31 protein-coding genes and 4 pseudogenes are annotated in these 25,517 nt (G+C 68.8%); 19 read left to right on the top strand and 16 right to left on the bottom strand.

All coding sequences use genetic code 11. The features are described 5' to 3' along the window. The first annotated feature begins 93 nt into the window (after positions 1-93). The 7 genes from OHT77_RS01040 to OHT77_RS01070 all read left to right on the top strand — a co-directional run bounded on the left by OHT77_RS01040 (position 94) and on the right by OHT77_RS01070 (position 5,287). Positions 94-552: a MarR family winged helix-turn-helix transcriptional regulator gene (locus tag OHT77_RS01040; protein WP_328825976.1), complete on the top strand. Its 459-nt coding sequence runs from the start codon at positions 94-96 to the stop codon at positions 550-552. A gap of 172 nt (positions 553-724) precedes the next feature. Beyond that, on the top strand, positions 725-1,804 hold the full coding sequence (locus OHT77_RS01045) for a tyrosine-type recombinase/integrase (protein ID WP_328825977.1): 1,080 nt from the start codon (positions 725-727) through the stop codon (positions 1,802-1,804). Then, entirely contained in the window at positions 1,801-2,133 is a 333-nt protein-coding gene (locus tag OHT77_RS01050) for a helix-turn-helix domain-containing protein (RefSeq protein ID WP_328825978.1), read from the top strand. Before OHT77_RS01045 ends, OHT77_RS01050 begins: the two co-directional genes overlap by 4 nt. A 232-nt stretch (positions 2,134-2,365) precedes the next feature. Next, complete coding sequence (locus OHT77_RS01055) at positions 2,366-3,730, top strand: hypothetical protein (protein WP_328825979.1); 1,365 nt, start codon at positions 2,366-2,368, stop codon at positions 3,728-3,730. A 46-nt stretch (positions 3,731-3,776) separates the two neighbouring features. Further along, positions 3,777-4,283, top strand: a complete 507-nt coding sequence (locus OHT77_RS01060) for a hypothetical protein (protein WP_328825980.1) — start codon at positions 3,777-3,779, stop codon at positions 4,281-4,283. Between the two features lie 328 nt (positions 4,284-4,611). Further along, complete coding sequence (locus OHT77_RS01065) at positions 4,612-4,893, top strand: hypothetical protein (RefSeq protein ID WP_328825981.1); 282 nt, start codon at positions 4,612-4,614, stop codon at positions 4,891-4,893. 1 nt (position 4,894) lies between these two features. Next, entirely contained in the window at positions 4,895-5,287 is a 393-nt protein-coding gene (locus OHT77_RS01070; protein WP_328825982.1) for a GIY-YIG nuclease family protein, read from the top strand. Between the two features lie 47 nt (positions 5,288-5,334). Here OHT77_RS01070 and OHT77_RS01075 read toward each other — a convergent pair whose 3' ends face one another. From OHT77_RS01075 to OHT77_RS44955, 5 genes and pseudogenes are all read right to left on the bottom strand, one after another. Next, a complete protein-coding gene (locus tag OHT77_RS01075) occupies positions 5,335-5,604 on the bottom strand; it encodes a hypothetical protein (RefSeq protein ID WP_328825983.1) in 270 nt (89 codons plus the stop codon). Positions 5,605-5,699: 95 nt separating this feature from the next. Beyond that, a complete protein-coding gene (locus OHT77_RS01080) occupies positions 5,700-7,316 on the bottom strand; it encodes a phytoene desaturase family protein (protein WP_328825984.1) in 1,617 nt (538 codons plus the stop codon). Positions 7,317-7,385: 69 nt separating this feature from the next. Then, positions 7,386-7,865, bottom strand: coding sequence for an SRPBCC family protein (locus OHT77_RS01085; protein WP_328825986.1), 480 nt, complete (start codon positions 7,863-7,865; stop codon positions 7,386-7,388). 991 nt (positions 7,866-8,856) lie between these two features. Further along, positions 8,857-9,165 (bottom strand): SUKH-4 family immunity protein, encoded by a 309-nt coding sequence (locus OHT77_RS44950; protein WP_443048193.1) that lies wholly within the window; start codon positions 9,163-9,165, stop codon positions 8,857-8,859. Positions 9,166-9,170: 5 nt separating this feature from the next. After that, a pseudogene (locus tag OHT77_RS44955) lies at positions 9,171-9,419 on the bottom strand (SUKH-4 family immunity protein); the annotation flags it as partial. Between the two features lie 54 nt (positions 9,420-9,473). Here OHT77_RS44955 and OHT77_RS01090 point away from each other — a divergent pair. Continuing rightward, a protein-coding gene (locus OHT77_RS01090; RefSeq protein WP_328825987.1) for an IS5 family transposase occupies positions 9,474-10,291 on the top strand; the annotation gives its coding sequence in 2 pieces (ribosomal slippage) (positions 9,474-9,822 and positions 9,822-10,291; 819 coding nt in all). Between the two features lie 192 nt (positions 10,292-10,483). On the opposite strand, the gene OHT77_RS01095 is transcribed toward OHT77_RS01090, so the two are convergent. From OHT77_RS01095 to OHT77_RS01105, 3 genes are read right to left on the bottom strand one after another with little or no spacing between them, the layout of a single operon-like run. Next, positions 10,484-10,795, bottom strand: a complete 312-nt coding sequence (locus OHT77_RS01095; RefSeq protein WP_328825988.1) for a hypothetical protein — start codon at positions 10,793-10,795, stop codon at positions 10,484-10,486. 48 nt (positions 10,796-10,843) lie between these two features. After that, positions 10,844-11,056 (bottom strand): hypothetical protein, encoded by a 213-nt coding sequence (locus OHT77_RS01100; RefSeq protein ID WP_328825989.1) that lies wholly within the window; start codon positions 11,054-11,056, stop codon positions 10,844-10,846. A 44-nt stretch (positions 11,057-11,100) separates the two neighbouring features. Beyond that, positions 11,101-11,367, bottom strand: a complete 267-nt coding sequence (locus OHT77_RS01105; protein ID WP_328825990.1) for a hypothetical protein — start codon at positions 11,365-11,367, stop codon at positions 11,101-11,103. A gap of 187 nt (positions 11,368-11,554) precedes the next feature. Between OHT77_RS01105 and OHT77_RS01110 the strand changes: the two genes are divergently transcribed. From OHT77_RS01110 to OHT77_RS01125, 4 genes are all read left to right on the top strand, one after another. Beyond that, positions 11,555-12,391: an alpha/beta fold hydrolase gene (locus OHT77_RS01110; RefSeq protein ID WP_328825991.1), complete on the top strand. Its 837-nt coding sequence runs from the start codon at positions 11,555-11,557 to the stop codon at positions 12,389-12,391. Then, positions 12,384-12,995: a TetR-like C-terminal domain-containing protein gene (locus OHT77_RS01115; RefSeq protein WP_328825992.1), complete on the top strand. Its 612-nt coding sequence runs from the start codon at positions 12,384-12,386 to the stop codon at positions 12,993-12,995. The genes OHT77_RS01110 and OHT77_RS01115 overlap by 8 nt, the downstream gene beginning before the upstream one ends. A gap of 122 nt (positions 12,996-13,117) precedes the next feature. Continuing rightward, positions 13,118-13,624, top strand: coding sequence for an SRPBCC family protein (locus OHT77_RS44960; protein WP_443047880.1), 507 nt, complete (start codon positions 13,118-13,120; stop codon positions 13,622-13,624). Continuing rightward, positions 13,519-13,965: a hypothetical protein gene (locus OHT77_RS01125; RefSeq protein WP_443048194.1), complete on the top strand. Its 447-nt coding sequence runs from the start codon at positions 13,519-13,521 to the stop codon at positions 13,963-13,965. The genes OHT77_RS44960 and OHT77_RS01125 overlap by 106 nt, the downstream gene beginning before the upstream one ends. A 209-nt stretch (positions 13,966-14,174) precedes the next feature. On the opposite strand, the pseudogene OHT77_RS44965 reads toward OHT77_RS01125, so the two are convergent. Beyond that, positions 14,175-14,903, bottom strand: a pseudogene (locus tag OHT77_RS44965) (transposase); the annotation flags it as partial. Between the two features lie 164 nt (positions 14,904-15,067). Between OHT77_RS44965 and OHT77_RS01135 the strand changes: the two are divergent. The 4 genes from OHT77_RS01135 (at position 15,068) to OHT77_RS01150 (ending at position 18,928) form a co-directional block, all read left to right on the top strand. After that, positions 15,068-15,973 carry an NADP-dependent oxidoreductase gene (locus OHT77_RS01135; RefSeq protein ID WP_328825995.1) on the top strand — a complete coding sequence of 302 codons (906 nt, stop codon included), beginning with the start codon at positions 15,068-15,070 and terminating at the stop codon, positions 15,971-15,973. Positions 15,974-16,023: 50 nt separating this feature from the next. Beyond that, entirely contained in the window at positions 16,024-17,085 is a 1,062-nt protein-coding gene (locus OHT77_RS01140) for an alkene reductase (protein ID WP_328825996.1), read from the top strand. Between the two features lie 11 nt (positions 17,086-17,096). Continuing rightward, the gene (locus OHT77_RS01145; protein ID WP_328825997.1) at positions 17,097-17,576 is read left to right on the top strand and encodes a MarR family winged helix-turn-helix transcriptional regulator; all 480 of its coding nucleotides are present in this window, start codon (positions 17,097-17,099) and stop codon (positions 17,574-17,576) included. 443 nt (positions 17,577-18,019) lie between these two features. Further along, the gene (locus OHT77_RS01150; protein WP_328825998.1) at positions 18,020-18,928 is read left to right on the top strand and encodes an SDR family oxidoreductase; all 909 of its coding nucleotides are present in this window, start codon (positions 18,020-18,022) and stop codon (positions 18,926-18,928) included. 296 nt (positions 18,929-19,224) lie between these two features. Here the strand turns inward: OHT77_RS01150 and OHT77_RS01155 are convergent, their stop codons facing one another. The 3 genes from OHT77_RS01155 to OHT77_RS01165 all read right to left on the bottom strand — a co-directional run bounded on the left by OHT77_RS01155 (position 19,225) and on the right by OHT77_RS01165 (position 21,405). After that, positions 19,225-20,541 carry a replication-associated recombination protein A gene (locus tag OHT77_RS01155; protein WP_328825999.1) on the bottom strand — a complete coding sequence of 439 codons (1,317 nt, stop codon included), beginning with the start codon at positions 20,539-20,541 and terminating at the stop codon, positions 19,225-19,227. 103 nt (positions 20,542-20,644) lie between these two features. Further along, the gene (locus tag OHT77_RS01160) at positions 20,645-21,013 is read right to left on the bottom strand and encodes an MmcQ/YjbR family DNA-binding protein (protein WP_328826000.1); all 369 of its coding nucleotides are present in this window, start codon (positions 21,011-21,013) and stop codon (positions 20,645-20,647) included. Beyond that, positions 21,010-21,405 (bottom strand): MmcQ/YjbR family DNA-binding protein, encoded by a 396-nt coding sequence (locus OHT77_RS01165; RefSeq protein WP_328826001.1) that lies wholly within the window; start codon positions 21,403-21,405, stop codon positions 21,010-21,012. Before OHT77_RS01165 ends, OHT77_RS01160 begins: the two co-directional genes overlap by 4 nt. A 127-nt stretch (positions 21,406-21,532) precedes the next feature. Between OHT77_RS01165 and OHT77_RS01170 the strand changes: the two genes are divergently transcribed. Continuing rightward, the gene (locus OHT77_RS01170) at positions 21,533-22,471 is read left to right on the top strand and encodes a helix-turn-helix domain-containing protein (protein WP_443047881.1); all 939 of its coding nucleotides are present in this window, start codon (positions 21,533-21,535) and stop codon (positions 22,469-22,471) included. A gap of 101 nt (positions 22,472-22,572) precedes the next feature. On the opposite strand, the gene OHT77_RS01175 is transcribed toward OHT77_RS01170, so the two are convergent. The 3 genes and pseudogenes from OHT77_RS01175 to OHT77_RS01185 all read right to left on the bottom strand — a co-directional run. Continuing rightward, complete coding sequence (locus OHT77_RS01175) at positions 22,573-23,001, bottom strand: VOC family protein (RefSeq protein WP_328826003.1); 429 nt, start codon at positions 22,999-23,001, stop codon at positions 22,573-22,575. A 245-nt stretch (positions 23,002-23,246) separates the two neighbouring features. Continuing rightward, the gene (locus OHT77_RS01180; RefSeq protein WP_328826004.1) at positions 23,247-23,603 is read right to left on the bottom strand and encodes a DUF4440 domain-containing protein; all 357 of its coding nucleotides are present in this window, start codon (positions 23,601-23,603) and stop codon (positions 23,247-23,249) included. A 43-nt stretch (positions 23,604-23,646) separates the two neighbouring features. Beyond that, positions 23,647-23,976: pseudogene (locus tag OHT77_RS01185) on the bottom strand (zinc-binding dehydrogenase); the annotation flags it as partial. Positions 23,977-24,017: 41 nt separating this feature from the next. On the opposite strand from OHT77_RS01185, the gene OHT77_RS01190 reads away from it, so the two are divergent. Next, positions 24,018-24,879, top strand: a protein-coding gene (locus OHT77_RS01190) for an IS5 family transposase (protein ID WP_443047871.1) whose coding sequence is annotated in 2 segments (ribosomal slippage) — positions 24,018-24,383 and positions 24,385-24,879 — 861 coding nt in all. Because the reading frame shifts where the segments join, the coding sequence is not laid out codon by codon here. 64 nt (positions 24,880-24,943) lie between these two features. On the opposite strand, the gene OHT77_RS01195 is transcribed toward OHT77_RS01190, so the two are convergent. Beyond that, complete coding sequence (locus OHT77_RS01195) at positions 24,944-25,252, bottom strand: hypothetical protein (RefSeq protein WP_328826005.1); 309 nt, start codon at positions 25,250-25,252, stop codon at positions 24,944-24,946. Positions 25,253-25,283: 31 nt separating this feature from the next. On the opposite strand from OHT77_RS01195, the pseudogene OHT77_RS44970 reads away from it, so the two are divergent. Then, positions 25,284-25,418, top strand: a pseudogene (locus OHT77_RS44970) (DUF397 domain-containing protein); the annotation flags it as partial. Positions 25,419-25,517: the final 99 nt, after the last annotated feature.

The following is a 25,517-nucleotide window of genomic DNA, read 5'->3' on the forward strand; positions in this document are numbered from 1 at the left end:
TCCACTGACCCCACTCACGTGTTGGCCAAGCCAACGTTGGCCAGCCCAACATAGCAGGTGTGTGTTGGGGTGGCCAACGGTTAGGATGGGGAAATGGCGGACATGGATCACGCATTGCAACCCCCGGCCCGGCTGCGTGAGCTCGCCAGCTGGCAGGCGAGCAAGGTGTCGACGCTCGGCGCTCGGCTGACCGCGCAGCGAATGCCGCTGAGTGCCCGCGCCGATTTCGCTGTCCTGGCGGCACTGGAGGAGTACGGGGCGCTCAGTCAGGCCGAGATCGGCCGCCGCCTCGGCCTTGACCGCAACGACGTCAGCGGCATCCTCAACCGCCTGGAAGGCTGCCGCCGGGTCAACCGGCAGGCCGACCCCGCCAATCGGCGCCGCAACGTCGTCACCCTCACCGCCGCCGGAAGGCAGCACCTCGAGGAACTCCAACAGCACGCCGATGCCGTCCAGGCCGAACTGCTCGCCGGCCTCGACGCCGCGGAACGACGACAGCTTCACTCCCTGCTTGCCAAGCTGCTCGACAGCCACAAGCCGCAACCGGCTTAGTGTGCGACATCCCGTGAGTTCCCCTGAGCCCCGCTGATTCCCTGGGCCCATGGCCAGGGGGTTCTTCCTCCTTCGTGTGCTTTGTTGGCTTGTGACGAAACTTCGGGATTCTTGAAGCGTTCTCATCTCGTCCGACCGATTCGCAGTCGGGGCGAAGGCGAGGAGGCTCGGGTTGGCGGCGCTGGCAGTCGTACGGGACCTGCGTGAGCACTGGGCGCCCGCGTCGGCTGAGGAGCTGGAGCGGTTCGAGACCGATGTGCTGTCCGGGTTCGTCCTCGCACGGGCCTCAGCAGGGCTGGCGGACGGCACCATCCGCGGGGACGTTGGCCACCTGGATCAGATCAGGACCTGGTTCGGCCGGCCCTTGTGGGACATAGAGCCCGCTGACGCGGACGTGTACTTCGGGAAGGTTCTGCGGCACTCGCCCAGTGGCACCCGGCTGGGCCGGTCGCAGGCGTTGAGCACGTATTTCACGTTCCTGGAGCTGCAGCACAAGGTCGAGATCCACCGGATGACCGGCCGGGTGGTCGAGTGTCCGATCGACGAGATGAACCGGCCGCGCGGAGCCAAGGACGCCCAGCTGCGGATCCCGCCGAGTGAGCCGGAGATCGGGAGGTTGTTCACCGGCTGGGGCGGTGAGCTGGCCACCTGCCGGAAGTTCGCCCCGACCGCCCGGAACTACACCGCCTCGAAGTTGATGTCCCAGGTCGGCCTGCGAGTGAGCGAGGCGTGTGGGCTCGACCTGGACGACATCAAGTGGGACCTGGGCCGCTTCGGCAAACTCCACGTCCGCCACGGCAAGGGGGCCCGAGGCTCGGGGCCGCGCGAGCGGATGGTTCCGCTGATCAACGGTGCCGACCGGACACTGCGGTGGTTCATCGAGGACGTGTGGGGCCAGTTCGACGACGATCACACTCGCCCTGGTGCCCCGCTGTTTCCCTCCGAGCGCAGGAACACCGACGGCTCCGCCCGCCGGGTCGGCGACGACGCCCTGCGCAACGGGCTCGACAACGCGGTCGAGGCTCATCTGCCGAGCTGGACGGAGAGGTTGACACCGCACGTCCTGCGGCACTTCTGCGCGTCCCAACTCTACGGAAACGGGCTGGACTTGTTCGCAATCCAGGAGGTCCTCGGACATTTCTGGATCGCTACGACCATGCGGTTTATCCACGTGCAGCAGACCCGGGTCGAGGACGCCTGGGCCGCCGGGATGGAACGGGCCGCGAAGCGGCTGGAAGGACTGGCCCGATGAGGTGGAACCTGCGGCTGACCGCCGCGAACAAGGGTATCTGGAAGGCGTCCGAGCTCCAGCGGAGCCTGGCCGAGCACGGCCTGGTGATCTCGGCCGGCAAGATGTCCGGGCTGTGGTCCGGCCAGCCGGTCTCGCTCAAGCTGGAGGACCTGGACGTCATCTGCGTGGTCCTCGGCTGCGAGATCGAAGACCTGCTGATCCCCGAACCAGAAAAGGTCCGCCGCCCTGGCCAGGCAGAGGAGACGGAAGGGGCCGCGATCGGCGCGGGAACCGCCGCACCGAAGGTGATTCCCAGGCGCCGGGATGGCCGGTCGCTACCGCCGGAGTGATCCGGTGGCACGGTGCCCGAAGGGCTACGTCAAGCCCACCGACTCCTGCGATAGCTGTCTGGCCTGGGGAAACTTCAGCGGCCGCTTCTGCCCCACCTGCTATATGTTCGGTCGCGGCCACGAGGCGGCCGCATGCACTGGCTGCCGCCGTGTCCAGCCGCTGAAGTGGGACTACTGCCGCCTGTGCTGGTGCCAGGCCCGCCTCAGTGCGAAGGCCGTCGTCGGTCAGCCAATGGACGAGACGGACGTGCGGGACCGGCTCGCCGCCGTCCGGCATCACCAACTGTTCTTCGTCGGGATGCACTACCGCAGGAGAACCACCCCAGCAGCTCGGACACGAGGAGGATGGCGGGGAGCCCCGCGCAAGCCGCCTCCTGCACCGGCCTGGCGCCCGGATCCCGGCTGGCGGCAGCTACCGCTGTTTACACAGATCCCCCGCGACTACAGCCGGCTCGCCCTGGCCGACGCCGACCTGGCCAGCCCGTGGATGACCTGGGCAAAGTACCTCGCCCACCGGCTCGCCGAGACCCGCGGCTGGGGCCGCAACATCCGCTTCGCCGTCAACCGCGGCCTGGCCCTCGTCCTCACCGGCTACGTCGAGGGCGACGTCATCCGGCACACGGAGATCTTCGCCCCGCTCCGGTCCCTGGACCTGCCCATGGGCCACACCGTCACGGTCCTGGAAGATATGGGGATCTTCGAGGACGACAGAGAACCCTCCTTCGAACGCTGGCTCGCCGAGAAGCTGGAGGATCTCGCGCCCGGCATCCGCTCGGAGACCGAGCGCTGGACCCGCGTCCTGCGCGACGGCGGCCCCCGCAGCCTCCCGAGACGGGAAGGCACGGTCTGGCTCTACCTCAACCGGGTCCGTCCGGCCTTGCTGGAATGGTCGAACCCCTACGACCACCTGCGGGAGGTGACCCGCGAGGACGTCCTCACCTACATCAAGACACTGCACGGCCACCAGCGCCACGACCAACTCGTCGCCCTGCGCTCACTGTTCACCTGGGCCAAGCGGAACGGACTGATCTTCCGCAACCCCACTAGCCGGATCAAGGTCGGGCAATACGAGTACGCCGTGCTGCAACCGCTCGTCCCCGAACAGGTCGATCGCTCCGTCGCGGCGGCCACCACCCCGGCGACGCGGCTCATCCTCGCCCTCGCAGCGGTCCACGCCGCCCGGGTCGCCCAGATCGCCACCCTCATGCTCGACGACGTCGACCTCGACAACCGGCGGCTGACCATCAACGGACGCGCCCGTCCGCTCGACGACCTCACCCTGAAACTGCTGCTGGACTGGCTGGGGCACCGGCGAAACCGTTGGCCGAACACCGCGAACCTCCACCTACTGATCAACAACCAGACCGCCACGAAGACCAGCCGCGCCAGCAACCACTGGATCAGCGCCGCGATGCGCGGGCAGGACGCGACGCTGGAACGGCTCCGCGTCGACCGCCAACTCGAAGAGGCCCTGACCCACGGCCCCGACCCGCTCCACCTCGCCGAGGTGTTCGGCCTCGACGAGAAGACCGCGATGCGCTACGCGGAATCCGCACGAGCCCTGCTGGAACAGGCCGCTGAACAGCACCTCCGCTGAAACCGGCTCGACCGCGACGCACCATGAAGGGAATCATGGACGAGTGATGTCGACCCAAGCAGCAGCACTCGCCCTACAGGACCATGCCGCCCTCTGGAGCATGGGCGAGATCAGTGCTACCGATGTCGTCACCGGCGCCTGTAATGCGCTCGTCGCCGGCCTCGACAGTCCCGCCCTGCGGATGCTGGCCGCGTGCACACGCGCGGAGGCGGATTACGACGTCCCCGATCTCCTTCCCCCAGCACTCGACGAACTGGGCCTCACCTTCTACCCAGCGGGCAGCCTTGCCGGACAGGAAGCCGCCGCACGAGCACTTGCCGCCCGAATGCTGGCCGGCGAGTTGACGCCACGCGAGCTGGTTTTCCGGATCCACCAGCGCTTCGGGCACGAACTGCCCTTGGCCGAACGACTCGCCAACCTGGACGACGAGTACGACATCCTCGAGTACGGCGACAGGACACTGGCACAGGTCGACGCCGACGTTCTGGCCGAAGCTCTTCGGCTCACTCAGCATCCTCGTGTTACACCCGAACCCACGGATCCACTGATCTGAAGCACACCGGTGGACCCTTGGGTTCGCACTGAAGAGACTTCGGTTTCCGTGAACCCACGGAGCTCGTGACGTTGACGAGCGTGGCACCAGCCGCTATGACGGCTGGTGCCACGCTCGTCAACGTCACCCCAACTTGGCCCGCAGCGACAGCAACCGGGACAACATCCTGCCCAGCGGACTGCCCGCTAGCTCTCCTGAGGGAGCCCTCCACTGCGCAGATGGCCTCTACCTCGGCGGATCGACCATCTGATCAACACCCCTCCACGGACTTCCGCGGAGCAGCACTAGAGGTCTATCCGAGATTCTTTTAGAGGTCTACAGTGCGGGTATGGAGACGACCCCCGACGACCTCATCAAGGCCGCTATCGAACATGCCCTCGCCATCGACGATCCCGCCCTGCGCGCCCGCACCATCACGCGCGTCCTGAAGGCGGTCGAAGACGACCAGCGTCTCAAGCAGGCGCGCGAGGCAGACGTGCGCGAACTGCGCCGGACCCGAACCGGGAAAGAGGTCTCCGAGCTCGTTGAACTCTCCGTCGGGCGCATCAGCCACATCGTCAACGGCACCGTCACCGGGCGGCGATCCAAGCGCAGCGAGAAGGAGTCCTAACGTGCCGGAGTTAACACCGCCCTTGCCGAGGAGGCGTGTCACCGCAGGCGGGGCTACACGCTACTTCGACCGGAGTGATCCCTGCTGCGTCTACCGCTTCTACAACGAGGCCAGCGAGGTGATCTACATCGGCGCCAGCCACGACCCCGCCACTCGCCTTCGATCCCACTACCCGAGGAAGCCGTGGGCGGAGGAGATCTCCCGCTACGAACTTGAGTGGCACGCCGATCGCGATGCCGCTGAGCGTGAAGAGCGCAAGCAGATCAGGTCGTTCAAACCCCGGCACAACGTGGTGCACACCGACGAACACCGTGTTCGCAGCGTGGCCCACATGGTCCTCTACGTGCGCCAACGCATGGCTGACCGCATCGCTGCGGAGACTGACACCCCCTGACCCGCAGGGTGTCGCGAAGGGTCATCTCGGTCCGACACGGGCTTCGGTCAGAGCGACAGTGGGTGGGGGCCGAAGACAACCGGTGTGTCACCTCTGTCGTCGCTCATCCAGTAGCCCTGCGCGGTGAGGATGGTTCGGAGCGCGGTGTGCATGGCGGCCTGCTGTGCGCGCCACACCTCGCTCAGCAGCTGGAGCTCGGTCAGGGCCTCGCCCGCGAGGGTGCGTGCCTCCATTGCGGCCGCTTTCGCGGCCTCCTGCTCCGTCTCGGAGACGTCGGCCTCTCTCAGAACGGATCGCGCGTTCTGTAAGCGGCGCATCGCGGCGAGGCGGGAGAGGATGTTTCGTCGGCTGTTGCACCCCGCTTCTGCCTGTCGGCTGTGGGCCCTGACTCCTGCGGGAGGCCCAGGAGGCGTCAGCGCTGTCCTTTGCGGTCGCGGCGGTTCAACCGGTTCTGCAGGTGGACGAGGGCGCCGGTGCGGTGTGTGTGGAGGGCGGCGCGAGCCGCGTTGGCACCGGGGGCGCCGTGGACGCCTCCGCCCGGGTGCGCGGAGGCGGAAGCCAGGTAGAGCCCGGGTACGGGTGTCTCGGGCCGGCCGGTGCCGGGAGTGGGGCGGAAGACCAGCTGCTGGTGCAGGGCTGTTGTGCCGCCGTTGATGGCGCCGGCGTGGAGGTTGGCGTTCAGGCTCTCCAACGTGGGCGGAGCGAGGATGCGGCGGGCTCTGATGAGGTCGCGGAAGCCGGGCGCGTAGCGTTCGACCTGTGCCTCGACCCGGTCTGCCATGGCCTCCTGTTCCTGGGCGTCCCAGCAGCCGGTGAGCTTGTCGTCTCCCGCGTCGCCGTGCACTCGGTGCGGCACGTGCGTGTAGGCCCAGGCGGACTCGGTGCCCCGGGGGGAGCGGCTGGGGTCGGTGGTGGTCATCTGGCCGAACAGGGCGAAGGGTTCGTCGGGAATGTGGCCCGTGGCGATCTGGGCGGCGAAGCGGGTGAGGGCGTCCACGCCGTCCGCGAGGTGGACGGTTCCCGCGTGCGCTGCCTCCGGACAGGTCCAGGGCACCGGGCCGTTCAATGCCCAGTCGACTTTGAAGGTGGCGAAGTCCCACTGGAAGCGTTTCAGGTCGGCGAGCAGCCTTCCGGGGAGGTGCTGTTCCGCGACGAGCGAGCCGTAGAGCGCGGGCGCGGACACGTCGGCGAGGACGGCCCTGCGGGCGACCACCGCCTCGCCGCCCGCGGTGCGAACGCCGACGGCTCGGCCGTTGCGGACGACGACCTCGGTGACTCGTTCCCCGCAGCGGACGGTCCCGCCGCGATGCGCCAGCCGGCGGACGAGAGCCGAAGTGAGCGCCCCGGAGCCGCCGGTGGGGACAGGGAAACCGTAGGTCTGACCGAGCATGGACATGAGCCAGCCGAAGCCGCCGCTGCCCGCCGCTTCCGGCGCGAGGTCCGCGTGCAGGGCGTTGCCGGCGAGCAGGAGCCTGCCGCCCTCGCCGCCGAACTCCTCCTCGCCCATGCGCCGGACCGGCAGCAACATCGTCCGGGCCAGGCGCAGTCCACCCGCGGTCCTCAGCCGCAACGCCAGCCGGGCGCCGGCGCGGACCGGGGGGAACGGTGTGAACAGGGCGTCGAGGATGCCTGGTCGCAGCGTGTCCCAGACTTTCTGTAGCTCTTTCCAGGCGGCTCCGTCGCCGGGGGCGAAGGTCTCCAGGCTCGCGGCCGTCTCCTCCAGGTCCCGGCTGAGGACCGCGCAGCGGCCGTCCGGCAACGGGTGGGCCAGCACCTTGGGGGCATGGCTCCAGCGCAGCCCCTCCCGTTCCAGATGCAGTCCGGCCAGCACCGGGGAGGCGGCGGCGAGAGGATAGAAGGCGCTGAAGAGGTCGCTGGCGAAGTCGGGGTCGACTCCACGGTCGTGCCGGACCGCTCCTCCCGGCTGGTCCTGGGCTTCCAGCACCTCCACGCTCCAGCCCGCGTCGGCCAGGAGGTTCGCGGCGACCAGTCCGTTGGGGCCGGCTCCGATCACTACTGCGTCCGCCATCACTCGCTCCCGGTCCAGTGGGTGGCGCCGCACCCGGTGGCGCGGCTGCATCCAGCGCTCGGCACTGGTTCAGGCCGTGTGCGGTCGCGGTCGTCCGGCCGTGCCGCGGGCCGGGCTCTCGTCTTCTTCGCACAGTCGGGCGAGACGGGCCAGCATCGCGCGGCTGCGCACATGCTGCACCGTGTCGAGGAGGCCGTTGTGCAGGGCGCCGCCCGCGCCGCGCAGCGGATGCTCGTCGAGGATGATCAGTGTCTGCTCGCCCCACGGCCGCAGTTCCATCGCGATCCTCGCGGTTCCGAGCGGCCCGCTGTTCGCCTCCAGTTCGAGGACGGCGGGGGGTTCACTGCGGCGCACCACGGTCTGGTTGTGCAGGGTGAGTGGCCCGATCCTGATCTCGTACCGGAGGGACGCCCCCACCTCGGGCCACGACGCCTCCTCGGATTCGGCCCGTGAGGTGCCGACGACCCAGTCCCCGTACCGTTCGGCGTCGGACAGGACCTTCCAGACGTCCTCGGGAGATTTCTTGATCAAACGGTGTCGTACGGCCATGCGGTCCTCCGCCGTTCGAAATGTCGTGTTCCCGGACGCGAGTGCCCATCCTGGGCTCGGGTACGCACTCCCGTGCGGGGACGGTGGCGGCGCATGCCCGTGGAGGACGCCGCGGGGGCCGAGTGGCATCTGCCCGCACGCGGATCGCTTCGCGCGTGGCGCCGCCCCTCTCGCCGATCGGAACCTCGTGAGCCGGCTAGGCCCCTGACGCGGCTGCTGCGGAGAGGCCCGCGAGGCTGTTCGAGTGGGAAGTCGGGTTTCCGGTACTGCCGACGGCCGGGGAAGCGGTCGACTGGCGGAAGTCGCCCCCGCCAGCAGCGCCCAGCGGCGGAGAGGCCCGCGAGGCTGTTCGAGTGGGAAGTCGGGTTTCCGGTACTGCCGACGGCCGGGGAAGCGGTCGACTGGCGGAAGTCGCCCCCGCCAGCAGCGCCCAGCGCGCGATTCCGGTGAGCTGCAGCACCTGGTTGACCAGCTGGCGCATACGGACTGGCTCGCCGATGTCACCCTCACCGACAGCGCCCTCACCGGGCAGATGACCGAACGTGTCCTCTCGCTCACCTGCCCCCTCTGGGGGTGAGCCCAGCCGCGCCGGCGCATCCGATTCCACGGAGCCGCACCGGTTGATCGTCCTGCAGTCTGCGAAGAGTCCCCCGGCGGCGACAGCTGTGGGCGCGATGGCCACCGAGGGACAGTCCCAGTTTGCAGCAAGGTCGGCGGCTCACTGCCGGAGGCCGTTGTGACTGCCTCCGTCAGGCCACTGCGACTGAGCGCGCTGGATGCCGGGGCGCGTGGCTGCCCGGGACCGTGCACGGCTGTCCGGCAGGCCCGAACACCAACCGGAGTGAGCAGCCCAGGCGCGTGTTCCTCACCTCGCACCGTCCGTCGGACAGTGGACTCCTGCACGATGCTGGGATCGCCGGACGGCGGCCGACAACACCAAGGTGGACCTGACCAGGACAAAGGCAGTGAGGATTAGTCCTGTCGGCCACCGTCAGTAGAGCCATCGATCCAGGTGGGCGGGCCAGAGGAACCCCTTGTAGCCCTTGAAGGCCGCAGGGTCGGCCTCCTTCAGTTCCTCAGCCAGCTGGGTCAGTTCGGTGAGAGCCTGTTCCTCCTGCTCGTCGGAGAGGTACTCCTCGGGGCCGTCCGGCTCGCTGAGAAGCTCTGAAGCAGTGACGCGGCTGCCGTAGCGATGAAGGGCATCAAGCCACGCGTCGATACTCGAGTTGGCGAACCATGCCCCCCCCCGTCCGGCTTGACGAAGTAGACCGCCCCGGTCCCCGGTTCTGCACCGAACGATGACAGGTGGGCTGGTTCATACGGGTCCGCCTGCTCGGTGAGCCTGTACAGCGGACCGCGTGACGTAAGTAGCCCTGGATCGGCCTCGCTCTGAGTCACGACTCGCTCGATGAGGCGTGGAGTTACGGGGATGCCCACTTCGACGAGTTGCGCCTTCATGGCGTCCGGGATCCGCCAACTGGCCACAACGTCGCGGCTGGCGCGCGTGACATGGCCGAGACCGGCCCATTCGGTCAACTGGTCATACGTCGCCATCGGACGGTCCTCTTTAGACCGTGTCCTATGTGGTGATCATTCGTTGGGCTGGTCATGGGGCGGGGTACGTGGAGTTGGATTGTTCCGGACGGACTGTGGGAGATCGCGAAGCCGCTGATCCCGCCGTCGAGAGTGCGGCCGCAGGGCGGCGGAACGCAGGACACGCCTGATGAGACGCTGTTCGCCGCCATCGTCTACGTCCTGGTCAGCGGCTGCGCCTGGCGCGCTCTGCCGCCCTGCTTCGGGATATCGAAGTCGACCGCCCACCGCCGGTTCCTGATCTGGTCGAGAGCCGGCGTCTGGGGCCGCCTGCACGAAGCCGTACTGCACCGCCTCGACGATGCCGGCCTCATCGACGTCACCCGCGTCGTCCTCGACACCGCCCACGTCAGGGCTAAAAAAGGGGCGAACACACAGGTCCGAGCCCCGTGGACCGGGGCAAGCCGGGTTCCAAGATGCACGTCCTGTCGGACGCGAACGGACTGCCCCTCCTCGTCGGTGTCTCGGCCGGCAACACCCACGACAGCGAAGGGCTGAAGCCCATGATCGCCGGTCACCAAACGAGACACGACCCCTACCGAGGCCGCTACTTCAAGCCCCAACGCCTCCACGCAGACAAAGCCTACGACCACGCCAGCCTGCGGAAATGGCTGCGCGGCAAGCGCATCGGAGTCCGGATCGCGCGCAAAGGCATCGAGTCCAGCGAACGATTAGGGCGCCGCAGGTGGGTGATCGAGCGCACGATGTCGTGGCTGTCCGGCTACCGCAGACTCAGTCCCCGCTACGAGCGCCATCCCCGCAACTACCTGGCCTTCCTCGGTCTCGCCGCCGCCCTCTGCTGCTACAAACGCCTCGTCCGCCTCACCACATAGGACACGGTCTAAAGGCATCGCCGCCCGGACCGGCCCGACACCGGAGCAGCTGCTCGCCCAACTCGCCGACCACGCACGCCTCAACGACGACGGCACCCTCACCAAGACCCGTTCATACCGCGCTGAGCCCCGACCACGGGTGGGTGGTCGGGGCTCAGATCGTGCTGTGGCGTTCGTCCAGGGATGGGGTGCTCAGTCGCGGCGCAAAGCCGTGATCTTCTGGTGGGCGGTGGAGATGGCCTGTGTCAGCTCCGTGCGGGCCGCTTCTTGCTTCAAGGCCAGTGCGAGCTGAGCCTGGTGGTCCGCGAGCGCGACCTTGATGGCCGCAGTCGGGGCGGGAGGGCCATGTTGAGGTAGGCGTCGACGCATGACCTTGTTCAGCTCGGGGCGGATGGTCTCGATCTCTTCAGCGAATCCCCACGACGTCCTGGTGCCTGGTGCGCCGCCGACGTCGTGCTGATCGGGGGTGGGTCCGATGCCGAGTCGGCGGCGCCTGGTGCTCATGCCAGCAGCGTGACACGGACCGGCTGCAGGTCTCATCTGCCTAGGGGGTCAGGAGGCGGGCTCGTAGGTGGCGGCCGGGCCGATCGCGCCGGGCCCGAACTTCTCCCGGAGCCGGTCGTCGGCGGCCGACTCCGCCACCAGACGGGCCTGCCGTGCGGCATCGAGGCTGAGCTGTTCGGCGACCTGGCCGGCGTCGACGAGGTCCTCGGCGCGCAGCACGAGTCCGGTCAGCCGGCCCCGCTGGAGGCCCGCAGCCTCCATCACCTGGTAGGCGAGCAGACGCGGGTCGTGCGCGGATGGCTCGGTCAGGCGGCGCGCCTTCTACCCCTGCGGTCCGCCGGCGAACGACAGCGCGAGCGTGAGGGCACGGGCTGCCCGCGGCGGCGCAGTTCGGCCCCCAACTGCACGACCAGGCCGAGCAGAGCCGCACGGGCGGCGGCGCCGTCGTGGACGTCGCGGGGAAAGCGGTGACGGACGGTCGCTGAGGCGGGCTGGAGGCGTGGGGTGACGGTGCGCGGGTCGATCCCCCGTGCCCGGTCGACGGCCATGCGGCCGGCCGTCCCTCCGAGCATCCGCTGGACCGTGGAACGTTGCGGTGATGAGAGTCCCAGTAGTTCTCGCGGAAAAACAGCACTACGCCGTGCGGCAGCCCATCGCTCTGGGCTCGGCCCCCGAGCGCGGCTGGGTGTGGCGTTGACCCAGATAGCTAATGTGACTAGTCTTTAGCTAACAACATTAGCTAGCTTGATGGAGGACGGCATGACCGAGCACCTGAGAATCGGCAAGAACACCCTCGCCTTCGACGTGAGCGGGGAAGGTCCTCTGGTGGTGCTGGCGCACGGTATCGGCGACAGCCGGCATTCCTACCGCTTCCTCGTTCCCGGCCTGGTGGCCGCCGGCTACCGGGTCGCGAACGTCGACATCCGCGGGTGCGGCGAGTCCAGCCTCGGCTGGGGCGGTTACAGCCGCACCGACATCGCCGGAGACCTGGTCGCCGTCGTGCGTCATCTCGGCGGCCCGGCTGTGATCATCGGGCAGTCGATCAGCGGCGGCGCCGCGACCATCGCGGCCGCCACCGCGCCCGACGTGATCAGCGGAGTGATAGAGCTGGCTCCGTTCACCCGTGCACAGCCCATCGACCTGGGCGGGCTGATCCGGGCCAAGCGCTTCCGGACCGGGTACGCGCGGATGGCAATGGTCATCGTCCGGGGACGCGTGGCGGACTGGAAGAAGTACCTCGACGTGGCCTACCCGGCCAAGCCCGCCGACTGGACCAGCGAACTGGCCCGCATCGAGGCCACGCTGAGTGAGCCCGGCCGGATGAAGGCCCTGCAGGCCATGTGCAAGTCCAAGCCCACCGACGCCGGCGCCCAGCTCGCCCACGTCACCTGCCCGGTCCTGATCGTCGAAGGCAGCCTGGACCCCGACTGGGCCGACCCCCGCGCCGAAGGAGAGAAGATCATCGCCGACCTGCCCGCCGGCCTCGGCGAGCTGGCCGTGATCGACGGCGCCGGCCACTACCCGCACGCCCAGACCCCCGACCAGGTCCTCGCGCTGGCCCTGCCGTTTCTGGCCAAGGCGGCCGGCCGTGCCTAGGGCCGGACTCACCGCCGCGACGGTCACCGAAGCCGCCGCCGCCCTGGTCGACGAGGTCGGGTTCGACCAGCTCGGCATGGGCCTAGTCGCCGAACGGCTCGGGGTCAAGACCCCCTCGCTGTACAAACACGTCACCGGCCAGACCGACCTCGCCCACCGAATCGCCATCCTGGCCATGAACCAGTGCGCCGACGCCATCCGCGACGCCACCCAGGGCCGGTCCGGCACCGAAGCCCTGGCCCGCGGCGCACAGGCGATGCGGACATTCGTCAAGGACCACCACGGCCGGTACGCCGCAGCCAACGCCGCCCGCCCGACCGGACCCGACGACCCCCTCATCGACGCCCTCAACCGGGTGGTCGACTCCTGGGCCGCCATGCTCCACGGCTACCACATCGACCCCGACCAGCAGATCCACGCGCTGCGGATGCTCCGCACCGTCCTGCACGGATACGCGTCCCTGGAAGCAGCCGGCGGATTCCAGTTCGCCACCGACATCGACGACAGCTTCACCTGGATGATCGACTTCATCGACCACGGCCTGCAGGAGACCACGGCCACCAGCACCCACAGCGCCCCTCCCGCACGACCGCGTCGGGCGTGACGCTCTGACCCGCCACGGACCGGGCCCCACGCCGTTCCCCGGCCCCACCGGCCACCGGTGGACCACGCGCTCGCCGAACCCCCACCGCTGTCACCCCACACCAGCCAGAAGTGGAAACCCCTATGAAGCCGGTCCTCACCGCGGTCATCGACATCGACGCCACCCCGCAAGCGGTGTGGGACGTCCTCACCGACTTCGCCGCCTACGGCGAGTGGAGCACCTTCTCAGCGGCCGAAGGAACCGCCCGAGTGGGAAGCCGGCTCACAATGCGCATGCCGGGCATGCCCTTCAGGCCCACGGTCACCGTCGCGACACCCGGCCAGGAACTGCGGCGGGTCGGCACGACATCAAGCATCTGCTCCACAGCCGGCACTCCTTCGTCCTGTCCCCAACCACGACGGCATGGGCCATACGTAAGGTGCCGGTGGTCGCGGGGAAGCACCCCCGGAAAGTACCCGTGTGGCCCTTCGCGGTGGGAGGCTCAGTACTCGTACTGGCCGTCCTCACGGCCGTCGGCATATGGGTGTACGGCGCCTACAGCATGTCGTACCCCGTACCCCCCGTCCTTGGCGCCCGCGTCGAAGGACAGACGATCGTCCTCAAATTCCCCGTCTGCCCCACAGACGTGATCCGGCACGTAGAAGTCACGGACTTCGACGACGACACCAGCGCGAATCCGCACGTCCTGTGGTGGGCCACCAACCCCACCACACCATCCGCCAGGAAAGGCGTCACCACGCTCTGGTCCGGTGACGGATTCGAGCACCACGCCCCAGAGCCGCCGCGGTCCGCCATCCCCCGCAACCTCGTGGTCGGGTTCCTGGATCCGTCAGGCGACGGCCGGGACGGCGTCTTCACGCTGCGCACGATATCCGCAGCGAAACTGAAGGCCGGACAGTACTGGAGCGACGACGGCGCCAAGACCGCCGCGCAAATCGACGCACAGCTCAAGTGCCACAGCGCCGGCTGAGGAGGACTTCGTAGGCAACGACGGGGGCCTTGTCCGCGACCTGCTCAATCCGATCCGCGGTGCCCGTTTTGCCCTTGCCCCCCCCCTTGTCCGGACGGTTCGTCCGGGCTGGCCAACCACACCGTCCTGCCGTGGTTCAGCGGGCGGATCGAGTACCGGAGACCGAGGCGCCGCGCCTCCAGCCCGAAGGCTTGCGGGAGTGGAAGGTCTCACCGCTGTCGATCCTGGCCTTGTTCCGCTCGAACTCTCGCTCCGCAGGCGACGGCTCGCGGGGAGCGAGGCCGGAGCGTCCCCAGTTCTCCCCCACCTTCGTGATGACGGTGCCCTTCTCGTAGACCTTGCAGCAATGAGTTGTGCACGATGCAGCGCACTCCTCCGCCGGATGGTGCGCATCCGGTGCGGTGGGTGTCCTGCCTGGTGCGCATCGCCGCGCAGAGCTCCCGCGCAGCGGTGCGCGTCGTGGGGTGCGGGGTGCGCACCACGCCCCGCACCGCTTCACCCAGCGTGAAGGGCTCAGGGGCGAGTGAGGTAAGGAGAGTTCTCCTCTCGGTGCACAGCATCGCGCACACATAAGAGGACGATGCCGGTGGCGAACGTGGTCTAGCTGTAGCGTGGCCAGCGGACTCGCCCCTGGTGGCAGGAGCTTCACTCTTGCTGTGGCAGGTGGCGGCGCTGGCGGTCTTCTCGGGCCGGGCCGTGTTCGTGGCGTGCTGGTAGGCCCGATCGTTTGCCGAGTTGGCCGACCGTCCCGTCGATTCCGTTGATCGAGGCCGCCTGGCTGGTTCGCCGGGCCCGAACCGTGTCCCAGTGCCGTCAGCAGCCCACCTGCGATGGCGCTTCCGTGGCGTCTGCCAGCGGCCGGATGCTTCGCGGGGCAGATCTCTGCAGGGGATGCCGGTGCGGTATCCGTAGGTGACCCTTTCGAAGATGCGGCTGTGGTCGGCGAACGGCGCCCTGCTCGTCGGTCAGCGGGCGCATGCGCCCGCTCGAGCCCAGCCAACTCCACCCCACAATCACGAATACTTGGCTAGCCACGCGATTGCTGGTACATTAATTCGTGTGGCCAGCCACCTAAATGGGTGGGGCCATGAAAGGAGCCACCATGAAAGCCATTCTGTTCGACCGTTTCGGAGGCACCGACGTGCTGCACGAGGCGGACATCGATGTCCCGCAGCCCGGCCTCGGGCAGGTCCGCGTCCGCGTCCGGGCTGCCGGCCTGAACGCGCTGGACGGCAAGATCCGCTCCGGGGCGATGGAGGCCGCGTTCCCCACGCCGCTTCCCGCTGTCCCCGGTGCCGAGCTCGCCGGCGTGGTGGACGCCCTGGGCGAGGGCGTGCGGGACGTGCACGTTGGTGACGAGGTATTGGGCTGGTCGGACACCGGCTCGTATGCCGAGTACGCGCTGGCCACCACCGTGGCCCCCAAGCCCGTCGGCCTGGACTGGCAGCACGCGGTCGCGTTGCCGGTGGCGGGCGAGACGGCCGAGCGGGTCCTGGACCTACTGGGCGTCACCGCCGGGCAGACCGTGCTGATGCACGGCGCGGCCGGAGCGGTCGGCACCCTGGCGGTCCAGCTCGCCACAGCGCGTGGGGCGCGCGTCATCGCCACCGCTGGCCCCGCCAATCAGGACTACCTCACCTCGCTCGGTGCCACCGCGACTCTCTACGGCGAGGGCCTGGTCGAGCGGGTCCGGGCGCTCGCGCCCGACGGCGTGGACGCGGTGTTCGACCTGGCCGGGAAGGGAGCCCTGGAGGACTCCATCGCCCTGCGCGGCGGCACCGAGCGCATCGTCACCATCGCCGACTTCCGCGCGCACCAGCTCGGGATCACCTTCTCCAGCGGTGGCCAGGAACGCTCGGCCGCCCGCCTGGCCGCCCTGGCGCAGGACGCGGCGACCGGCAAGGTCGTCACCACCGTCACTGCCTACCCGCTCGCCGAGGCCGCCACGGCCCAGCAGGCCAGCGACGCCGGACACGTCCGGGGCAAGCTCGTCCTCACCCTCGACTGACCACGCCCGCCCTGCCCCCTGTTCCGATTCATCACACCCAAGGACTACTCATGCTGAACGCGCTGTGGACGCCGATCACCGTCGGCGACATCTCCCTCCCGCATCGCCTGGTCATGGCCCCCATGACCCGCAGCCGGGCCACCCCGGAAGGCGTACCGACCGAGCTGAACGCCGAGTACTACGCGCAGCGCGCCTCGCACGCGCTCGTCATCACTGAGGGAACCCAGCCCTCCGCCGACGGTCAGGGCTACCTCTTCACCCCAGGCGTCCACGATGACGAGCAGATCGCGGGGTGGCGCAAGGTCACCGACGCCGTGCACGCGGCCGACGGCCGGATCGTCATCCAGCTGATGCACACCGGACGTATCGCTCACCCCGACAACACCCCGCATGGGCGGCGGCCGGTCGCCCCTTCGGCGGTCCAGCCGCAGGGCCTGATGTTCACAGCGGCCGGGCCCCAGGAGATGCCTACGCCCCGTGCGCTGTCGACGCAGGAGGTCGCCGCGACCGTCGACGACTTCCGTCGCGCCGCGGCGGCTGCCGTCGCGGCGGGCGCCGACGGCGTGGAGATCCACGGCGCCAACGGCTACCTGGTGCACCAGTTCCTGTCCGACAACACCAACCAGCGCACCGACCAGTACGGCGGCTCCATCGAGGGCCGCATCCGCTTCGCCGTAGAGGTCGCCGCTGCCGTGGCCGAGGAGATCGGCGCCGACCGCACCGGCTTGCGCATCTCCCCGGGTAACCCCTTCAACGACATCGCCGAGTCGGACACCGCAGAACTGTATCCGGCGCTCCTGCGCGCCCTCAGTCCGCTCGGTCTGGCCTACCTCCACGTGATGCACGCGGGCGACGACGAACTGCTGGGCACCCTGCGCGCGCTGTGGCCGACCACGCTGATCCTCAACCGGGCCGGCACCGACCTGCCCACCCGCGCCAAGGACATCGACCAGGGCACGGCCGACCTTGTCTCCGTCGGGGCTCTCGCGCTCGCCAACCCGGACCTGGTCGAGCGGCTACGCTCTGACGCGCCGCTGAACACCCCCGACCCGGCGACCTTCTACGGCGGCGGAGCGGCCGGCTACACCGACTACCCCACCCGTACTGTCTGAGGAACCGCATCATGCCCCGCTCCATCCACCACACCCCCTCTACGGCGAGCGAGGGGCCGATGAGCTACGCGATCTTCCAGCTCGCCCGCGCCCACCGCGCCCGCGCCGCCGCCATGCTCCGCGAGATGGACCTGCATCCCGGACAGGAACTGCTGCTGATGCAACTCCTCGACCGGGACGGCCAGACCCAGTCCGAACTGCTCGAAAGCGTCGGCCTGGACCACTCCACCGTCTCCAAGTCACTGCGTCGCATGCAGGACGCCGGCCTGCTCGTCCGCGAGCCGGCCCAACACGACCGGCGCGTCATGGTGGTCCACCTCACCGACAAGGGCCGTGCCATGCGCGAACCCATCACGGCCATGTGGCAGACCCTCGAGGAGACCTCCGCGCGGGACCTGTCGGCCCAGCAGGCAGAGTCCTTCGTCCGCACCGCATACGCCATCGCCGACGCGATCAACAGCCACGCTCTTCCCCGGGAAGAGTCCGAGTAACTCCCTCGGCTCGTACCCCGCTTCCGGCTTGAAGTGCACATCGCTCCGACGTTCCCGGGACAGCGCTGCAGCGCACTCAACTGCACGAAGGCACGTGCTGAACGGAACCAGGCTCCGCGATTGTCGGGCGAGGCCCGGTGAGCCGCGCCGGCGGATGTGGAGCGCCCCCCGCTCACCCCGGAACGTCAGGGACTACAGGCTGAGCGGGGCCTCAGACACGGAAGTCGAACCCTTCACTGTCGCCAGCCACGTGCACTTCGAGGACGGCCGCAACACCCGCGTCCCGTTCACCGTCGACCCCCGCAAACTCCTGAGGACCGGCGGTGACCCGCGCCGCAGATCCGCCCATCACAGGCCCCCCCTTGAGCGGCTCGGGCCGACGGCGCCCACGTCCGCGCCACCTTAAATCCTCCACTCCTGCCTTGATGGAAAGTGAGAGCCCCATGACCAAAACCTTCCCCGTCCTCGTCGTCGGCGCGACCGGGAACCTCGGCGGCAAGGTCGTCGACGAACTGCTGGGGCGCGGCAAGAACGTCCGCGCCCTGGTCCGGCCGACCACCGACGCGAGCAGACTCGAGAAGCGGGGCGTCGAGATCGCCCGTGGCGACATGCTCGACCTCGACTCGCTCGTCGCCGCCATGAACGGCGCCGATGCCGTCATCACCACTGCCGCCGGCTACACCCGCGGCGGCAAGGACGCAAACGACATCGACACCGTCGGCAACGCCAACCTCGCCGAGGCCGCTCACCGCACTGGCATCCGACGGTTCGTCATGACCAGCATCCTCACCAGCGACCAGACGCCCCAGGTCCCGCACTTCTGGCACAAGAAGCTCGCCGAGGACAAGCTCGAACAACTCGGCGTCCCCTTCGTCGCACTGCGCCCGGGGGCCTTCCTCGACCAAGTCGCGACCATGGCGGGCAACCCCCTCGACAAGGGCCGCCTGATCTGGCCGGCCAAGGCCACCGTGCCGCTGACCTTCGTCCACACCTCGGATCTCGCGGCCTACCTGGCAGCCGCGGTCGACGCCGAGGCCGAGGCCGGTGAGCGCATCGACATCGGCTGGGACCGTGCGATCAGCATGCGCGAAGTGGCCGACCTGATGGGCCACCGGGCCGGAAGGAAGATCAGGGTGTGGGCCGTCCCCTCCGTCGTCGTCCGCGCCGCAGGAGCCGTCGTCGGCCGCTTCAATCCGGTGGTCAAGGACATGGCCGCAATGTTCGGCTGGTTCGACACCGGCCGCTACGTCGCCGACCCCCGCCGCCAGCAGCAGCTGTTCGGCCCCGTGCCCACGGCCGAGGAGGCCCTCGGCCGGTACACCGACGAGCTGGGCACTGCCCAGCACCGGTGACGGGCCCTCATCCCGGTCCCGCCACCCGGACGGGCCCAACAGATGGGTGGAGGAACCGCTGTGACAGACCACCACACATTCCTACCGCACCCGGAATGGGACCCCAGTTGCTTGTTCGCGAGACCTGGTTCTCGGAACAAAGCCATGCCCGGCCCGGCTGTAGCCAGGCTTCACCTGAACTGGCGATTCGCTCCCAGAGGACTACTGCCGGCCCGGAACCGGTGCAGGTCACGGACAACTCGGGCGCGCTGGCTTCGCTTCTCGGGTCGTAATGATTCTTCGTGGGCATGGGCCGGTCAGCCGCTGTGTCGGCGGGCGCGCAGGGCGGCCCAGTGGCGTAGCCGTTCGCTGATCTGGGCTTCGTAGCCGTTGCGGGTGGGCTGGTAGTACGCCTCGCGGTCGTCCATGCCGTCGGGGAAGTAGTCGTCACCGGAGAAGCCGTCGGCGGTGTCCGGGTCGTACTGGTAGTCCTTGCCGTAGCCGAGGTCTTTCATCAGCCGGGTCGGGGCGTTGAGGATGTGGGCGGGTGGCATGAGGGAGCCGGTGCGGCGGGCTGCTCGGTGTGCGGCGTTGAAGCCGCGGTAGACGGCGATGGATTTGGGGGCGGTGGCGAGGTAGACGACGGCCTGGGCGATCGCCAACTCGCCCTCGGGGGAGCCCAGTCGCTCGTACACGTCCCAGGCGGCGAGGGCCTGCTGGACGGCGTGCGGGTCGGCCATGCCGATGTCCTCGTTCGCGAAGCGGACCAGGCGGCGGGCTACGAACAGCGGGTCCTCGCCGCCGTCGAGCATGCGAGCGAGCCAGTACAGGGCTGCGTCCGGGTCGGAGCCGCGCATCGACTTGTGCAGGGCGGAGATCAGGTTGTAGTGGCCCTCCTGCGCCTTGTCGTACAGCGGGGCCCGCTGCTGGATGTGATGGGCGAGCCCGGCGGTGTCCAGGGTTGTTCCGGTGTCCGGGAGGGCTTGGAGCTGTTCGGCCATGTTGAGGAGGTAGCGGCCGTCGCCGTCCGCCATGGCGATCAGGGCCCGGCGGGCGTCGTCGTCCAGGGGCAGATGGTGGCCGGTGAGCTGCTCGGCGCGGTCGAGAAGCGTGGACAGTGCGGCTTCGTCGAGGCGTTTGAGGACGAGGACCTGGGTGCGCGAGAGGAGGGCGCCGTTGAGTTCGAAACTCGGGTTCTCCGTGGTGGCGCCGATCAGGGTGACGGTGCCGTCCTCGACGTAGGGCAGGAAGCTGTCCTGCTGGGCGCGGTTGAAGCGGTGGATCTCGTCGACGAACAGCAGGGTGCCCTGGCCGATGCCGCGTCGGCTTCGTGCGGCGGCGAAGACCTTGCGCAGATCGGCCACGCCGGAGAAGGTGGCCGACACCGGTTCGAAGGCCAGGTTGCCGACGTCCGCGAGGAGCCGGGCGATGGTGGTCTTCCCGACGCCGGGCGGCCCCCACAGGATGGCGGAGCTGAGGCGCTGCTGGGCGACCATGCGGCCCAGCGGCGCATCGGGGGCAAGGAGGTGGTCCTGCCCGACGACCTCTTCCAGCCGGGTGGGGCGCAGGCGGTCGGCGAGGGGCCGGGCGGGCTCCTCGCCGAAGAGCGGCAGAGTCGCTTCGGTTGGTTCCATCGGTCTCTCGGGTGGCGGAAGGCGGGCGTCTGCGGATGTGACCAGCCTTGCACGGGACACTGACACACGCGGGCTCAGCCGCTCGCGGGGAAGCTCGCGGCGCTCATCGGGCGCCGGGACGGTTGCGTCGCGGCAGCCACTTGGTGACCAGGTCGTAGGAGTCCTCAACAGCGTCGGTGACCAGCCGCTCGGTGATGCCGGGTCCTGGCCCGAGCGAGATCCAGTGCCGTTTGTCGAGGTAGCGGCCGGGGGTGATCGAGGCGTAGCCGCGTTCTTGCGCGCGGGCGTGTTCGGGTTCGCACTTGACCGTGATGATCTGCTCGTCCGGGTCGTCGGTGACGATCAGGAACACCTTGCCCGCGACCTTGTACACGTCGAGTCCCGGGGTGAAGGGGTATCCGTGGCTGACGTCGGGGAGGGCGAGGGCCGTCCGGCGGGCGGTGCCTTGGAGCCGGTCACCGGCCGCGCTCATCGGGCCGCCCGCCCTCCGTTGCCGTAGGTGTGCGGGTCGACGGGCCGCTCCGCCTTGGGCAGGTGAGCGACGACGAGCCGGTATGACTCCGTGACGAACTCCCCGACAAGCTCCTTGTCGACGCCTGCCCCGCTCTCCAGGGTGATCCAGTGCTTCTTGTTCATGTGGTAGCCGGGGGTGATGTGGCTGTACTGCTCCCGCAGGGCTTGGGCCTCGTCGGGGTCCGCCTTGAGGATCACGACGGGACGCCCGGGGACCTCGGTCATCAGCATGAACACCTTGCCTCGTACTTTGAAGACCTCCCAGTCGTCACCGAAGGGATGCTCAAGCTGGGCTCCGGGAAGCCCCTCGGCGCAGGCGGCGGCGGTCTTGTGCAGGGTCGTTTCGTTCATGAACGTTTCCTTCATCGGATGAGCGCGGGCTGGGCACCCCGTGACGCGAGTGGCGCGCCGAACGGTCGTGGCTGCGCCTCCCACTGTCTCCCCGAAAGCGCCGTAGGCCGCAGTAGACTGCGGACACATGATGGTCGGCAAGCGACACCCCAGCCCAAGCGGACGGGCTGAACCGGCCGCGGTTCCGCTGTACGGTTTCCAGCCCCCGGTCGGTACTCCGTACGGCCTCGAGGTGAACACCATCGAGGACTTCTTCGCCCAGCACGACGACTGGCCGTGGAGCCCGCCCCGTCCGGTCCGCGCCACCTTCCACTACCTCATCGCCGTCACCGAGGGCGAGCTGCTGCACGACGTCGATCACGTCACGCGGACCGTCGCCCCCGGCCAGTGGCTCTGGGTGCGTCCCGGACACACGCTGTGCTTTCATCCGCCCGGCTCTGCCCGCGGCCCGTTCGTCCTGTTCGAACCGGATGTTCTGCGGCCCGACACCGCCCATCTGCTGGCCCCGCTCACCGCGCACGACGCCCCGGCCGTGCTGAGCCCGCAAGCCGATGACGCCGCCTGGCTCCAGCAGACGGCGCTCCAGCTGCTGGACGAACACCGCGCACTGGGGCGCCGCTCACTCGACGTCCACCACGCCCTGCGGCGCAGCCTGCTCGAATCGCTGCTGCTGCGCCTGACCAACTACTCCCCGGGCATCACCCCCGCCGCCACGGCCACGGCCGACACGGGCCGCATCGACCGGTATGTGCTCTTCCTGGACGCCCTCGAACTGCACTTCCGGGAGCTGCACCAGGCCGCGGACTACGCCGAGCTGCTCGGCTGCTCGGTCCGCACCCTCAGCCGCGCCGCACGGGACGCCACCGGCAAGGGGGTACGTGAACTCATCGACGAACGCCGCCTCCTCGAAGCCCGGCGTCTGCTAGGAGGTGCCCGATGGGATGCCCGGACGGTGGCCGTCCACCTCGGCTTCACCGACCCCGCGAACTTCGGCCGCTTCTTCCGCGACCGCACCGGTCTCACCCCGGCCGCCTTCGGTGCCCGCGAGGCGAGGACCGACGCGTGACGCAAGGCGGCGGAGGCGCCTTGCCCGTCAGGAGGAGATGGCTGCCTTCGCAGTCTGCATGCACGCCCAGTGGGTGTGCCCGACGTGCCACTCGCCGTCGATCAGCCGGTACGCCTCGCGCCGGCCGTGCGGAGGTCGCGTTCACAGACGGCAAGAACGTTGCCGGAGGGGTCGGTGAACCAGGCGAACCAGGGGCCGTTGGCACGGCAGATCCCGTCCGAGTCGATCTGCACCCCCTCGTAGCGCTCGAAATCCACGCCGCGTCGGGTGAGGTCCGCGACAGTACTGGGGAGGTCAGGGACGACGATGTTGAGGATGGTGAATCGTGCCGGTTGGTGGTTGCGGGAGGCGTACGCGACGGTGCTCGCACCGCCGGGGAGGCGGATGGTGAGCATTGCGTCCCGGTCTTCGACGTGCAGTCCGAGTACGTCGTGGTAGAAGGTGCGGGTCGATTCCAGGTCGGTCACGGTGAGGGAGCTGTAGGCGTCGATTGCGGTGTCGGTGATCATGGGATCCTGACGTTCGGTCATTCGGGTGCGCTGGTGTCGCGGGCGTGTCTCGGAGCTGATCGGCGCGGCTGGGACGACCACTGGCCGGATGCCGGCGGCACAGGCGGGGCCCCGCTCGCCATGTCGGAGGAACCCGGTCACGCTGGGGCCCACAGGCTGCGCCGCGGTCAGGAGGCGATCCTTTCGGTCACGGTCTGGGAGAACGCCCAGTTGGAGTGCACGATGAGCCACTGGCCGTTGACCAGCCGGTAGCCGTGCGTGGCGTTCTAGGCGCGCCGCTGCTTCTCGTTGCCGTCCTCGTCGAGCACGTAGGTCTTCAGGTTGTAAGCCAGGACGGCGGAGTCGCCGCTGTCGCCGACGTGGACCGTCGGGTTGAGGTACTCGCTGCGCACGATGTGCGGGTTGGAGTAGATGGACGACAGCCACGCGACGGTCTGCTCCTTGCCGACGACGAGGTTCTCGAGGATCGGGTCGAAGTAGCTCACCTCGTCCGCGAAGCCGTCCAGGTAGCCGCCCGGGTCGCCGGCGCTGAAGCGCTCGTTGTACGTCTCCTCAAGCTCGATGATGGTCTTGCTGACTCCTTCCTTGTTGACGCCCGCGGCGCCCTCCCTTTCTTTGTGCATGCCCCAGTCGGTGCCTGTCGGCGAACCAGGGGATGTGTTTCTTTCAGTCGTCCAGGACGACGACATGCTTGCCCGGCGTGGTGCCGGATTCGAGGTCGGCCTGGGCGTCTCGGACTTGTTCCAGGCCGTGGTAGACCTTGGCGACCGGGACCTTGAGGCGTCCTGCGGCGATGGCCTGGAGCTGGTGGGCGAAGACGTCGGCCGGGAGGTCGGCGGCCTGACCGCCGTAAGAGGTCAGGCGTACCCCGAAGGGGATCATGAACGGGGTGAAGTCCGGGATGGACCACTGGCCCGCCAGGGCTCCGGTGAAGCAGACGGTGCCGTGCCGGCGGACGGCGTTGAGGGTGTCGGGGAGAACCGAGCAGCCGACTAGGGTCCGTCTTCAAAGATCATTGAGTGGTGGATCATGGTCGGGTGATACGCCGCCATGAACTCACCGACCTGGAGTGGGAGTTACTTGCTCCGCTCATACCGCGTGCCGCGACGGGACGACCGCGCGTGCCAGACCGGCAGGTCATCAACGGGATGGTCTACAAGATCCGGACCGGGGTCTCCTGGCGTGACCTGCCGGAACGCTACGGGCCGTGGCAGACGGTCTACACCCGCTTTCGCCGCTACGCGTTGGACGGCGTGTTCACCCGGGCACTCCAGCAGATCCAGGCCGACGCGGACGCTGTCGGCGACATCGACTGGCTCGTCCAGATCGACTCCACCATCGTCCGCGCCCACCAACACTCGGCCGCCACCGGCCGAAAAGGGGATCAGCCGGCCGGACGAACCGGACGATCACGCCCTCGGCCGATCCCGAGGCGGACTGACCACCAAAATCCACCTCGCCTGCGACGGCCGCGGCAGGCCCCTGGCCGTCCTGCTGACACCCGGACAACGCCACGACAGCACCTGCGCGCGTCCCCTCCTGGAACGCATTCGCGTCCCGCGTATGGGACTGGGCCGACCCCGTTGCAGACCCGACCAGGTCGTCGCCGACAAGGCTTACAGCTCTCGTGGTTTCCGCGCCTACCTGCGCAAACGCGGAATTGCATGCACCATCCCGGAAAAGACCGACCAGAAGCGTCACCGCCACAATCGCGGCTACCGAGGAGGCCGGCCACCCGCTTTCGACCGCCAGCTCTACCGTCGGCGCAACGTCGTCGAGCGCTGCTTCAACCAGCTCAAGGGCTTCCGCGGCATCGCCACCAGATACGACAAGACCGCCACCTCCTACGAAGCAGCGGTCAATCTCGCGTCATTCCTACTCTGGGCAAGATCCGTTTGAAGACGGACCCTAGTGACGATGCATCCCGAGCGGCCGCTGTCCTTCACCTGCTTCGTGCGCGCTACTACCTGACTTCGACGGTGTACGAGGCGCCGGGGAACTCCCACCCATCGGTGCCTTCGCCGATGTCCACCACGATGACGTCGTCGACGAAATGGTCCTCGAACTCGTCATCGGTGAGGTCGCCGGCGAGCCAGAGCTCCTCGATCTCCTCCCAGTTGCCCCGCGTACCGTCGATCCGCAGCGGCGCGGCGGACGTTGTACTCGAGATCCGACAGCCACTTGAAGAGTGTGTCGCGCCGGACGTCGAAGCCAGCGGCTTCCAGGGCCTCGTATCCGCGTCGGGTCCCGGTGAGCTGGAAGAAAAGCTCACCCCGACAGTCGGTCATCAGGAGGTCCCGGTCGTGGAGTTCCTGCACGGAGACTCCCCACACAACGAGTGCGTCGAACTCGCAGTCCTCCCGTCCTGGATCGCGATCCGGGACTCCACGCACACCGACAACCCCGCCCTTTTCCTCGGCACCCGGGGGTTTGCCGCACTGCTCACCGACGCGATCAACAGGTCAGTCCGACCGTCAGCCGACGACCCGCCCATGACGAAGGGGCCACCCCAGGATGGGCGGCCCCTTCGCCTTCGG

The sequence above is a fragment of the Streptomyces sp. NBC_00252 genome, from assembly GCF_036187565.1.
In the GTDB taxonomy this organism is placed as follows: Bacteria; Actinomycetota; Actinomycetes; order Streptomycetales; family Streptomycetaceae; genus Streptomyces.